Here is a 12800-nt window from a genome sequence, read left to right as displayed (position 1 = left end):
ATGGAATCTCTTTCATTTTGTCTGAACAAGCTTTCTTATGGCTCACACTCAAATGAGTGGAACTTATCTGTATTTCTTTATAAAGGTGCAGCATTAGAAAATAGAAGAACTGTCTTGAATTCTATAAAAGCCAATAAGTACGGTGAAATATTAAGTGAAAGGATTGAGTTTGTATCCAACTTATTTGAATATTTTGACTATAGAATAACAATTGGTATATCTCAAAGAACGATTATTTCTGAATTAGAGAAACTGTCATTATTCGTAAGGTGGTGCGAGTATAAAAACAAGTATATTTCAAAAGAGCATATTGCTGAATGTTTTATTGATTGGGTTAATCATGGGATATTAGCAGTTCAACAAAATAATCAAGATGAGTACAGTGCTTATAAGAAATATACAGTAGTTGCAAATATTCTTGTAAGCTCACAGAATTTAGAGAAATATCCTAAAACAAAAACTTTACTTTTGAGAACAAATTTAACCGAAAGACCTCAAAAAAAAGAAGTTGAACTAGTTAGTGAGCATGATGCTTTTGCCTTTGGTAAATTGTTAAAGGCTTTAGTTGATCAATTAACTATCGAAGCGGTCAGAGGTGAATTACCATTATTAATAAAACTACCAAATGATAAAAATGCTTATTTAAAAGGTAATTTAATGGAGGTTAATATTAATTATGAAAAAATTAAAGATAAAAGATTAGCTTTAGAGCGTAGACGTGCGTTATCTGAAAATGAATCGTTACTAGATAAATATAGAAGAAGCAATCTAATAAATATTCGTATTGAAGCAGAGTTGATAATTTTTATCAGTCAAACCAATATGAATTTATCACAAGCTCTTGATTTAAAGATAACTAATTTTAGATGGATGATTAAGGATGACGAATATCATGTTTTTACAGTCTATAAAAATCGCAAACAAGGCGAGGCAACATTCAGGTGTCACAAAGCCTATAGAGATATTTTTCTAAGATATTTACAGTGGGTGAAAGACGTTGGCTTTTGTGATGATAGCAGCCTCTTTCCTTTTATGGCTAGGGAAAAACTTATAGCAAAAGAAACTAAGCGTAAATTACATGTAGTTAGAAATTTTTGCAAAGATATAGATTTTAAATATGTATCTTCCACACAATTGCGTAAGTTTAAAGCAAATTGGCTATTTGAAAATGGAGATGACGCTTCAAATGTTATTCAATTGATGTCTCATCAAGAAGGTACTTTTAGGAAAAATTATCAGAAAGTAAAAAAAGTAAATGCTCTAAAAGAATTAAGTAGTTTCAATAGCCAAAATCTCAAACAATTAGCTATCGGATTGTGCTCAAATAATTGTGAAAATCCACAAAGTATTGAGACTGAAAGTAACATTGCTCAACCTGACTGTGTGAATCCTGAAGGTTGTTTATTCTGTGTCTATCACAAAGATGTCATTAGTTATGATTATTGTTTTAAATTAATATCTCATATTCATTTAAAACGTCTTGAAATGACATTAAATCCATCTCTTGAAAACCATCCAGCAAAACTTCTTATTGAACGTATCAACGAAAAAATTGATAGATTGAAATCTTTAAGTAAAACACAAGAAAAATGGATAGTAAAAGCTCAAATGGAAGTTCAATCGGGAGAATATCATCCTGATTGGATGGATTACATCTTACTTTTACAAGAGATGGTGTAGAGATGTTTTTAAAATCAATAAATATTATTTCTGACATTATTACACCTGCTATGCCAAATTATACTTTGGATAATTGGTTACCTCTTGATAATACTCCTATAACTTGCGATAAAGAAGGTAATGTAATTTCTGTTTTTTCTGATGATATTTGGGATTTTACACCTTACTGTATAAAACCAATGAAATTTAACTTTGGTAGCAACCAGACTAAGGGATATATTATTGATAAAGATAATATTCAGTTGTTTAAAATCATAGTTGCATATTGGCTGTGGGGTGCAAGCCCAAAGGTCAGTGCTATTACAATAGTAAACCGTTGCACCATCTTAAAACCTCTGTTCTATGTCTGTTCAAAACATAATATTCTAATTTCTGAATTGAGAAACCATGAGGAAATTTATGAGGAAATTGCTGCACAATACAAAGGAAAAAGACGAGCTATAGGGCTACAGGAACTCGTTTCTCTTAGTAAGGATATTGGTTTTACCATACTAGATGAAGACTCACTTAGAAAGTTTTCAAAATATCTTGTTGTGAATGATTCAAATCAGACTCCTTATATTCCACCTCGTATATGGGCGTATCAATTAGAAAGATTGGAAAATTGTATTGATGATTTTCTCTCTATTAGTGATGGTGTGGTTTCTGTATTTAATTGCTTTGTAGATAACCATAATAAAACTAGAAATTTTATTAATGAGAAATTTAATAAATATAATGTCACAGGAATGCTTCAAAAATGGACTGACTTCGATTCTAATACGGCTAAAGCCCCCAATCTTTCAAAATATCTTAGTATGGTAAGTTTTGTAAGTATCGCATATATCGTTAATTTTTCACTAATGAGAATTTCGGAAGCTTACTTATTGAGGTATGGTTGCTTTTCCAAAACAATCATAGATGGACAAGAAATTTGTCTCATTCACGGAATTACATCCAAAACTGAAAAAGGTGAGGCTAGTTGGGTGGTATCACCATCAGTTGAAAAAGCTGTAAGAGCCTTAGAAATTATTTGTGAGCTAAGATTTTCTTGTGCTAAAGAGTTATTTGGAATCCTGCAAGATATCAATGACTATAAACCTTATCTACATAGTCCAGTATTTGAACCTTGGGGTAGCGGTAGAGGGAAAAATGAGCGATTAGAGCAAATTAGATCAACCATTGGTTATGCTAATCAAATCGGTACATTTGATAAAATTTTTGAGCAAGAGGAATTCCAAATAACGCAGGCTGATTTCAATATAGCATGTAAAATGACCCCTAACTTAGATATAGAAATATATCAAGTTGGTAAAGTATGGCACTTTGCATGGCATCAGTTAAGAAGAACAGGTGCTGTAAATATGCTAGCATCAGGTCTTATCACTGAGCAGAGTTTGCAGTATCAACTTAAGCATGCTAATACGATTATGAGCTTATATTATGCCAACAACTACTATAAATTAAAGTTCAAGTTGGACGATGCAGTTGGTCAGATATACTTGGAAGAATGGCATCAAAATAATGTCCGAAAAAATATGGAATTGGATAGTCCAAAATTCATCTCTCCACATGGACATAAGAGAAAGGCTCAGATAATTTCTGCTATTAGCGAAAAAGATCACACTCAACTTCTAAGAATGTCTGAACAAGGCAATCTAAATTATCGAGAAACTTTTTTAGGTGGATGTACAAAAACAGGTGCACCATGCCCTTATGGTGGGATATCGAATATTGTGCAATGTATGGGTGGTTCTAATTCCTTGGCTTGTGATGCCGTTCTTCTTGATAAGAAAAAAGTTAATACTATGCTTAAACTTGAACAGTCGTATCTTGAGAAGATTAAGAAACTGGAAAAAGAATCAATCTCGACAGTCTTTCAGACTGAACAATTAGCATCAATTCGGAAAGCAATTTATGTCATTCAATCAAATGAGTAAAGCAGAACTTCAGTTTTATGAAGCATTTATTAGGCTTAAAACTAATAAACCTAATATATTGCCAAAAGGATCAAAAGTTTCACAAAACAATGTTGCTAAGGAAGCAGGTGTTGACCCTTCAGCTCTTAGAAAATCGAGATATCCTAGTCTTGTTAATGAAATTCAAGAATGGATAGATCAAAATCCACAAAACACTAATTTTTCTGCTAAAAAAAAGGAAAATTCAGCTACTAATGATCAAGTTCCTGTATTAAAAAACCGAATTGAAATTTTAACTCAAGAAAGAGATGAGGCTGTATCTAAGCTACTAGAAGCACAATTAACGATTATTGAGTTATCACTACAATTAGAGAAAATTGTAGATAATTGATTTCTAATATATCTAGTAATTTCATGTGCTTAGTATTAATGAGTGACTTGAAAAAATGCTGAATCTAGAGAAACATCCTCTTGCTATTTTGAAGTCATATCAAGCTAATCCTTTATGAGAAGTAATATAGGATGAAAGTGAGGCTTTAAAGCTTAAAGATCATTTTGAATCCAAATGGAAAGATTGATTAGAAACTGTTGAATTGGCAACAAATACACTGTGGTTAATTTTATTTTTATTAGTAATTTGCTTTAATTGAAACACAAATTTCAGGAATATATTCTGTGGCTAAGAAACCTACCAAATCCAAAGTAAAAAGTTTTGAAGAATCGTTATGGGATAGTGCCAATAAACTACGTGGTAGTGTTGAGCCCTCTGAGTATAAGCATATTGTTTTATCTCTAATTTTCTTGAAATTTGTGAGTGATACTTTTGAAGCTCAACGTACAAAGATTGCCGAAAAGCATGGTGCAAATGCTGAGAAATTCCTAGAGATTGAAGCTTTTTATCATCAAGATAATGTCTTTTATCTAACGGAAGAGTCTCGTTGGAGCTATCTCATTGCAAATGCTAAGCAAGAAGATATTGCTCTGAAGATTGATACAGCCCTGCATAACATTGAGAAGAAAAATAAAGCACTTCAAGGCGCACTGCCTGATAACTACTTCTCTCGTATTGATCTAGAGGTGAGTAAGCTTGCTGCATTACTTGATGAGATCAATAACATTCAAACAATCTCCAACCAACATGAAGATGTCGTTGGTCGTGTATATGAATATTTCTTAGGAAACTTTGCTTTAGCAGAAGGTAAAGGTAAAGGAGAGTTCTATACACCTAAAAGTATCGTTAAGCTGATTGCATCTATGATTGAACCATACAAAGGTCGTGTTTATGACCCTGCTTGTGGTTCAGGTGGTATGTTTGTTCAATCTCTTAAATTCGTAGAAAACCATAAAGGTAATAGAAAAGATATTTCTATCTTTGGTCAAGAACAAACTACTGCTACTTATAAGCTTGCTAAGATGAACTTGGCGATTCGTGGCATTAGTGCTGATCTTGGTGCAGCGGCTCGCGATACATTTGCAAAGGATCAACATCCTGATCAAAAATTTGACTTCATTATGGCAAACCCTCCTTTTAACCAAAAGGATTGGCGTGGAGCAGATGAGTTAACTAAAGACCCTCGTTGGGATGGCTATGAAGTTCCTCCTACAGGGAATGCCAACTATGGTTGGATTCTCCACATGGTATCTAAACTTTCTCAAAATGGTGTTGCAGGCTTCATTCTTGCCAATGGTGCATTATCTGGTGATGGCACAGAGAAAGAGATTCGTAAAAAGCTGATTGAAAATAAATTGGTAGAAGCGATTGCTGTATTACCAATGCGAATGTTCTACACAACAGATATTAGTGTTTCTTTATGGATATTGAATCGTAATAAAAAAGAACGCTCTGTGCCTCATGGTGACCTAACTCGTGAATACCGTGATCGTGAAGATGAAGTACTCTTTATGGATTTACGAAAAATTGGTGAATCGTTCGAGAAGAAATTTATTCAATTCTCAGATGAGCATATTGAACAAATTTCAGAAACTTTCCATACGTGGCAACAAAAATTATTTGAGGTTGAATACCAAGATATTCCCGAATATTGCTATTCAGCATCACTTCAAGAGATTGCATCTAAAGATTATTCACTTGTACCAAGTAAATATATCGAATTCGTTAACCGTGATGAAAATATTGATTTTGATGAAAAAATGTTAGCTCTTAGATCAGATTTTGCTGAGCTTTTAAAAGCTGAAGAAAAGTCAAAACAAGATTTGTTGAACGTATTTAAAGAGCTGGGCTATGAAATCAAATTATAAAAAAATTGGTGATTATGTTCGTCAGGTTAGTAATCGCAATACAGACTTAAAAGTTATGAATCTAAAAGGCATTAATATTGAGAAAGAATTTATGCCTTCGGTAGCTAATATTAACGGCACTGATTTATCGAAATATAAAGTTGTCAAAAAAGGACAATTTGCATTTAATCCAATGCATGTGGGGCGTGATAAAATGCTTCCAATTGGATTATGGAAAGAAGAAGAACCTATTATAGTTTCTCCTGCTTACATAGTTTTTGAAATAATAGATCATAATCATTTAGATCTTAACTATTTGATGATGTGGTGTAGCAGAGAGGAATTTGATAGAAACTGTTGGTTCACTACAGATAGTAGTGTTCGAGGTGGATTCAGTTGGGATAGTTTTTGTGATTTAAATTTCCCATATATTCCTCTTGAAAAACAAAAAGAAATTTATCATGAATATTTTGTTGTGAGCAATAGGATTTCATTATTAGAAAGAATTTTAAGCACAGTTGAACAAACTTCTTATCATTTATACAGAGAATGGTTTGTTAATTTTAATTTTCCAATGAATTTCATTGACTCTAATCTAGATTCTAAAGGTTATAAGCATTCAAAAGGACAATTTATTTGGGATGATGATTTAGAAAGTGAAATTCCTTTTGATTGGAGTAGTGGTACTTTAGAAGATATTTATAGTTTTCAATATGGTAAAGGTAATAATAATCCAAGTAATGGAGGAATTTATCCAGTTTATGGTAGTAATGGAATTATTGGCTACTATGATCAATTTAATAATCAGGATGCCCCAGTGATCGGTCACATTGGCTCTTGTGGTTCTCTTGTATATGCTTTTGGAAAACATTATGTGACGTATAATGGTGTCATGTGTAATATAAATGAAAATTATGGAAAAATTTTTGGATATCTGACACTGAAGAGTAAAGATCTTAAATCGCAGACTCGAGGTAGTACTCAGCCTTTTTTAAGCTATGACATGCTTTATGAGATAAAAACAGTTTTACCTCCTAAAAATATTGAAAGCAAGGCATCTTTTTATTTTGACCGTATCTATAGGCACATAAATATTTTAAATAATCAAATTAATTCTTTGAATAAGATTAAAGATTTAATTTTACTAAATCTTAGTAAAATATAGGGGGGGACATGAGTTTTACAGAAAATAAACTAGAGCTAGTTATTACGAATCTTTTAAAGTTAAGAAATATAGATCATTTAAATTTTGTTAACTCTTCTAAATCTCGTGAAGATGTGTTTTTTTATGATGATTTCGAACAGTTTATTAGAAATGTTTATAAAAATGATTCTTTAACCCCTCAAGAAGTAAAAAATATAACTATAAGATTAACTAAACTGCCTGCTTCTGATATTTATGAAACAAATAAAATAATATTAGATTTAGTAAGTAATGGTTTTTTATTAAAAAGAGAAGATCGTTCTAAAAAAGATTTATATATTCGATTGATAGACTATGAAAACATCGAAAATAATAGTTTTAAGTTTATTACTCAAATGGAAGTTCAAGGTAACGAACTAAGAATTCCTGACGGTATTCTTTATATCAATGGTATACCTTTAATTGTCTTTGAGTTTAAAAGTGCTATTCGTGAAGATGCAACAATTTATGATGCTTATCAACAGTTAACTGTACGTTATGCACGTGATATCCCAGAGCTCATGAAATACAACGCCTTATGTGTAATCAGTGATGGGGTAAATACAAAGATGGGATCTTTATTTGCGTCTTATGAGTTTTTCTATACATGGCGCAAAGTTATAGGTGATGAAACCCTTGAAAAGAATGGTATTGACTCCTTGCATACCATGATCGAAGGCTTATTTGAACCTAAACGATTAATAGATGTCATTCGTAACTTTATTTATTTCCCTGATACAACTAAGCGAGACGATAAGATCGTTTGTCGTTATCCTCAGTATTATGCTGCGAATAAGTTATTTGAAAATATTAAGACACATCGAAAGCCGTTAGGTGATGGTAAAGGTGGTACTTATTTTGGCGCAACTGGATGCGGTAAAAGCTTCACAATGCTTTTTCTATCACGCTTGATTATGAAAAGTGTAGAGTTTGAAAGCCCAACTATTGTGGTTATTACAGATCGTACAGATTTAGATGATCAGCTTTCAGCTCAATTCACCAATGCAAAAGGCTTTATTGGTGATGAAACAATTCTAAGCGTTGAAAGCAGACAGCATCTCAGAGAGTTACTTCAAGGTCGCAAAAGTGGTGGTGTGTTCTTAACAACTATTCATAAATTTACCGAAGATATTGAGCTATTGACTGAACGCACAAATGTCATCTGTATCTCAGATGAAGCTCACCGCAGTCAAGTCAATCTAGATCAAAAAATCCGTGTAACTGAAGATGGTGTTAAGAAGACATACGGATTTGCCAAGTACTTGCATGATTCTTTGCCTAACGCAACCTATGTTGGTTTTACAGGTACGCCTATTGATGCGACTTTAGACGTATTTGGTGATGTAATTGATTCTTATACGATGAGTGAATCAGTACAAGATGAGATTACAGTAAGACTTGTATATGAAGGTCGGGCTGCGAAAGTATTGCTAGACAATAAAAAACTTCAAGAAATTGAAGGCTATTATAAAAAGTGTCAAGAAAATGATGGTGCTTCAACTTATGCCGTTGAAGAAAGTAAGAAAGCTATGGCAAATATGCGGTTAATTTTGGGTAATCCAGATCGAATTAAAGCTATTGCTGAAGACTTTGTAAACCATTATGAAACCCGCGTGAGTGAAGGCTCTACAATCATGGGTAAAGCAATGTTTGTTTGTGCATCACGACAAATTGCTTTTAATCTGTATCAAGAAATCATTGCGCTTCGACCTGAATGGGCTGAAGTCAAAGAAGCTGCCGATGGTATCGCTTTAACTGAACAAGAAAGAAAAGAAATCAAGCCAAATGCGAAAATCAAGCTAATTGCTACAAGACATAAAGATGATGAGAAAGCACTTTATGATCTGTGTGGTACTAAAGATGATCGCAAAGAACATGACCGACAATTTAAAAATCCGAAGTCAAACTTCAAAATTGCGATTGTTGTCGATATGTGGCTGACAGGCTTTGACGTTCCTTTCCTAGACACCATTTATATTGATAAACCGATTCAACAACATAACTTAATTCAAACGATTTCTCGTGTGAATCGAAAATTTGAAAGTAAAGAGAAAGGCTTGGTAGTCGATTACATTGGTATTAAAAACCAAATGAAATTGGCTTTAGCTCATTACAATAAATCTGATGCAAAAAACTTTGAAGATGTTGAGCAATCCATCATTGTTGTCAAAGATCATCTAGAATTATTGAAGGATCTATTTAATAAATTTGATACCTCCCCTTATTTCTCAGGAGAGCCTTTAAAACAGCTTCAGTGCTTAAATAAGGCATCAGAGCATGTTCAGCTTACCAAAGAGCTAGAACATCGTTTTATGCAGCTTGTGAAGCGTTTAAAGGCAGCGTATGACGTTTGCAATGGCTCAGAAAAGATTAGTCAGGATGAACGAGATCTCATTCACTTCTATTTAGCTGTACGTTCTATCGTCTTTAAGTTAACGAGGGGTGATGCTCCTGATACTGCTCAAATGAATCTTCAAGTACAGAAAATGATTGCTGATGCATTAGAGGCTAACGGAGTGGACGATATTCTCAAGATTGGTGAAGATGAATCTACTGAGGTCGATATTTTTGGAGATGATTACTTAGCTAAGCTAGAAAAAATTAAGCTCCCAAACACCAAGATTAAACTGCTGCAAAAATTATTAGCTAAAGCTATTGGTAAATTCAAACAGGTAAACAGAACTAAATCTATTGATTTCTCTAAACGCTTCAAAGCTTTGGTTGATAGCTATAACGAACGTAAAGAAGACAGTATTTTGGTCAGTGGCGTTCTTGAAGACTTTTCAAATGAAATCATGAATCTACTTCAAGATTTAAAGCAAGAAATGGGTTCATTTGCCGATCTTGGGATTGGCATTGAAGAGAAAGCATTCTATGACATTCTTCAATCTTTGGCGGTGAAATATGACTTCACTTACCCTGAAAATCAGCTATTAGATTTAGCTAAAGCGGTTAAAGCAGTAGTAGATGATAAATCTAGCTACCCTGACTGGAGTGATCGAGAAGATATTCGAGCTGAACTAAAAGTCGATCTGATTGTATTGCTTGCTGAATATGGCTATCCACCGATTGATCATGATGAAGTGTATAAAGAAATCTTCGAACAAGCGGAAAATTTTAAAAAGTATGCCAGTCTTTAATTAATAAACAATATAGGGTAAGGATATGACACAAGAATTAGATATAGAAAAAGAACTGGCTGAAATACTGAGTGAATCAATTTCTGCCCCATTTTTGTTTATTGGTTCAGGCTTTTCTAGGCGATATCTAGATCTTCCAGATTGGAAGGGCTTATTAACTAAATTTTCCACTTCAATGCCATTTGATAGCTATTTGGGGACATCAGGTAATGACTATCCAAGTGCAGCTTTAGCATTAGCAGGAGATTTTGCTGCTGAATGGTGGAAATCAAATAAAGATAAACCTGAAATCTACCAATCTAAAAATTGGATTCATGCTATCGAAACACCTCTCAAATATGAAATTAGTCAATATTTGAACAATGTCGAAATTGAATCAAAAATTAGCGATAATCCTGAGTTAAAAGAATTGTTAAGCTCAGAAGTAGTCATTGATGGAATTATCACAACAAATTGGGATAGGTTGCTTGAAACTATTTTTCCAAAATTAAATGTATATGTGGGTCAATCAGACTTATTTTTCAGAAATCCTCAATCTATTGGTGAAATTTTTAAAATACATGGGTGTTGTAGTAATTTTTCAAGCTTAGTACTGACAAAAAATGATTATGAAAATTTTAATAGTAAAAATGCATATTTAGCAGCAAAGCTACTATCTATATTCTTAGAAAATCCTGTCATATTTATAGGTTATTCTATTACTGATACCAATATTACTGACTTGTTAGGTTTAATTGCAGACATGATGGAATCTCAGGAGCAATTAGAAAGATTGGCAAAGAATCTGATTTTTGTTACTAGACCTGATGATGAAAAAGACCAATTAGAATCTGTACTAATGACGGTTGGTTCAAAAAAATTATATTTCACCCATATTCGGACTCATGACTATTCTAAAATTTATAAAGCTCTACAACATTCAGAAAGGAAAATTCCAGTTCACTTATTACGTGCTTTAAAAGAGCAAATTTACAATATTGTAAAGACTACTGAAGATGCGGACAGACGTATTGCCGTAAAAGATTTCGATGAAGCAACTGCTGAAAATTCAGAACTAGAATTCGTAGTCGGTGTTGGGGTTGCTCAAAATGAATCAGGTGAACGCATTGGATTAAATGGTGTGAATAGTTGGGATATCCTAAAAGATATTATCTTAGATCATTTACCTTTTAGCGATTCTGATATTTTAACTCAAGTGCTTCCAGAACTTTCTAAGCAGAATAGAACTTATTTGCCTGTCCAAAAATACAGCAAGGCAAATCCAATATACAAAACACAGACGAATATTCAATCAACGCTGAAAGAACTTTTAGGCTTTGACATTGAGCACTATAAAAAGAAAATACCAACATCTGTAACAAGACAGTTTGATAAAGCATGGACATTTGAAGAAATAATAGCCTTGGAAAAAGTCGGTGAATCTGAATGCTCCTTAAATAAGAGAATCGACTTTTTGGCACTATGGCTAATCAATAATCCAACTCAACAGAATTGTTATTTATTAAAACAAAGCTACCTTTCTACTGAATTCGATAATTTAAAGTCTAAAGGAGATGCTTCTACTTTTAGACGATTGATATGTATTTTAGATCAAATTGAGAACAAAATTTTATGATTTTGATACTCTATTAGAACCTTTAACAGGCTTCTAATAGAGTTTTAATTGCTTTAATTTCACATTCCAAAAGTGACATTTGTTTTTGTTTTTTAATGATAAATTTCATAATAATCTCTGAGAGTATTGGGAACTTATCAAGATACAACTCGTAAATATGTAATTCGTTACGAAGGTGATCAATACTTTTCAAAACTTTATCATATTCGACTAGCAACTTGCTTTTAACGTGATCTGAGTCATTTGATTCTCTAAAATTTAGTAATTCGGAGCGGGTGTAGTTAGAGGAATATTTATATGTACAAGTAGATGTATCAGCTAATATTAAATCTACGGAAACAAGCTCCCTAATAAATTGATAAATTTTTGCATAATATCTTTTTGAGCTAAATTCAGGGTAAAAAAAGATAAAGAGTCCTCTTAAGTCTTTGAACTCATAACCTGAAAATGTTCTATCTGACAAAAAATCAAACAAACAGTTTTTTAGCTGATGATTTGTAGACATATAGATATACCGATTAAACAATTGAACAAGGAAATATCCTATTTTGGGATATTTTCATTAATAGTACAACATCTTGAGCTATGAGCTCAATACATGACCCTCGATACAAAAATTTGATCAAAGAATTAATCAAAATACGTGAGTTGAAAAATATAACTCAGGTAGAACTTGCTACATCTTTAAAAAAGCCACAGTCATACATAGCTAAAGTTGAAAACTTGGACAGACGAATTGATGTATTAGAACTACATGATTGGTTATCGGCGTTAGATAAACCGATTAGTGAATTTTTAGCATCTTATTTTGAGATTTGAAATTTTTAAGTGTAATTAGTGGACTACCCATAATTATTAGGTAGCTGATAAAGGTAACTGGTATATATCAACCTAATCTATTCTGAAGAAAATTTCAGAATAATTCATGGACATTATCGGCAAAGATGTCCATGAATTATTTAACGTGATATGGACATTGCTTATTTAATAAATTTTTTGAAAAAACAAACTATTAAAAAATGTCCATACATTCTATGTAATCCTTA

The 12800-nt window shown here is 32.6% G+C and carries 9 protein-coding genes; 8 read left to right on the top strand and 1 reads right to left on the bottom strand.

Going from position 1 to position 12800, the window contains the following annotated elements; translation table 11 throughout:
* From I593_RS02340 to I593_RS02310, 7 genes are all read left to right on the top strand, one after another.
* Positions 1-1680, top strand: coding sequence for a hypothetical protein (locus I593_RS02340; RefSeq protein ID WP_016165298.1), 1680 nt, complete (start codon positions 1-3; stop codon positions 1678-1680).
* Positions 1641-3599, top strand: a complete 1959-nt coding sequence (locus I593_RS02335) for a site-specific integrase (RefSeq protein WP_154661473.1) — start codon at positions 1641-1643, stop codon at positions 3597-3599. The genes I593_RS02340 and I593_RS02335 overlap by 40 nt, the downstream gene beginning before the upstream one ends.
* A complete protein-coding gene (locus I593_RS02330; protein ID WP_016165296.1) occupies positions 3577-3969 on the top strand; it encodes a hypothetical protein in 393 nt (130 codons plus the stop codon). The genes I593_RS02335 and I593_RS02330 overlap by 23 nt, the downstream gene beginning before the upstream one ends.
* A 284-nt stretch (positions 3970-4253) precedes the next feature.
* The gene (locus tag I593_RS02325; RefSeq protein ID WP_016165295.1) at positions 4254-5837 is read left to right on the top strand and encodes a type I restriction-modification system subunit M; all 1584 of its coding nucleotides are present in this window, start codon (positions 4254-4256) and stop codon (positions 5835-5837) included.
* The gene (locus tag I593_RS02320) at positions 5821-6981 is read left to right on the top strand and encodes a restriction endonuclease subunit S (RefSeq protein WP_016165294.1); all 1161 of its coding nucleotides are present in this window, start codon (positions 5821-5823) and stop codon (positions 6979-6981) included. Before I593_RS02325 ends, I593_RS02320 begins: the two co-directional genes overlap by 17 nt.
* An 8-nt stretch (positions 6982-6989) precedes the next feature.
* Positions 6990-10139: a type I restriction endonuclease subunit R gene (locus I593_RS02315; protein WP_016165293.1), complete on the top strand. Its 3150-nt coding sequence runs from the start codon at positions 6990-6992 to the stop codon at positions 10137-10139.
* Between the two features lie 25 nt (positions 10140-10164).
* Positions 10165-11754 carry an SIR2 family protein gene (locus I593_RS02310; protein ID WP_016165292.1) on the top strand — a complete coding sequence of 530 codons (1590 nt, stop codon included), beginning with the start codon at positions 10165-10167 and terminating at the stop codon, positions 11752-11754.
* Positions 11755-11776: 22 nt separating this feature from the next.
* On the opposite strand, the gene I593_RS02305 is transcribed toward I593_RS02310, so the two are convergent.
* Positions 11777-12259: a hypothetical protein gene (locus I593_RS02305; protein WP_016165291.1), complete on the bottom strand. Its 483-nt coding sequence runs from the start codon at positions 12257-12259 to the stop codon at positions 11777-11779.
* A gap of 80 nt (positions 12260-12339) precedes the next feature.
* Here I593_RS02305 and I593_RS02300 point away from each other — a divergent pair, with 80 nt between their 5' ends.
* Positions 12340-12573: a helix-turn-helix domain-containing protein gene (locus I593_RS02300; protein WP_016165290.1), complete on the top strand. Its 234-nt coding sequence runs from the start codon at positions 12340-12342 to the stop codon at positions 12571-12573.
* The last annotated feature ends 227 nt before the right edge of the window (positions 12574-12800 follow it).

The organism is Acinetobacter tandoii DSM 14970 = CIP 107469 (genome assembly GCF_000400735.1).
GTDB classification, from domain to species: domain Bacteria; phylum Pseudomonadota; class Gammaproteobacteria; order Pseudomonadales; family Moraxellaceae; genus Acinetobacter; species Acinetobacter tandoii.
Note: the sequence above shows the minus strand (reverse complement) of the source record. Positions and strands in the feature narration are given on the sequence as shown.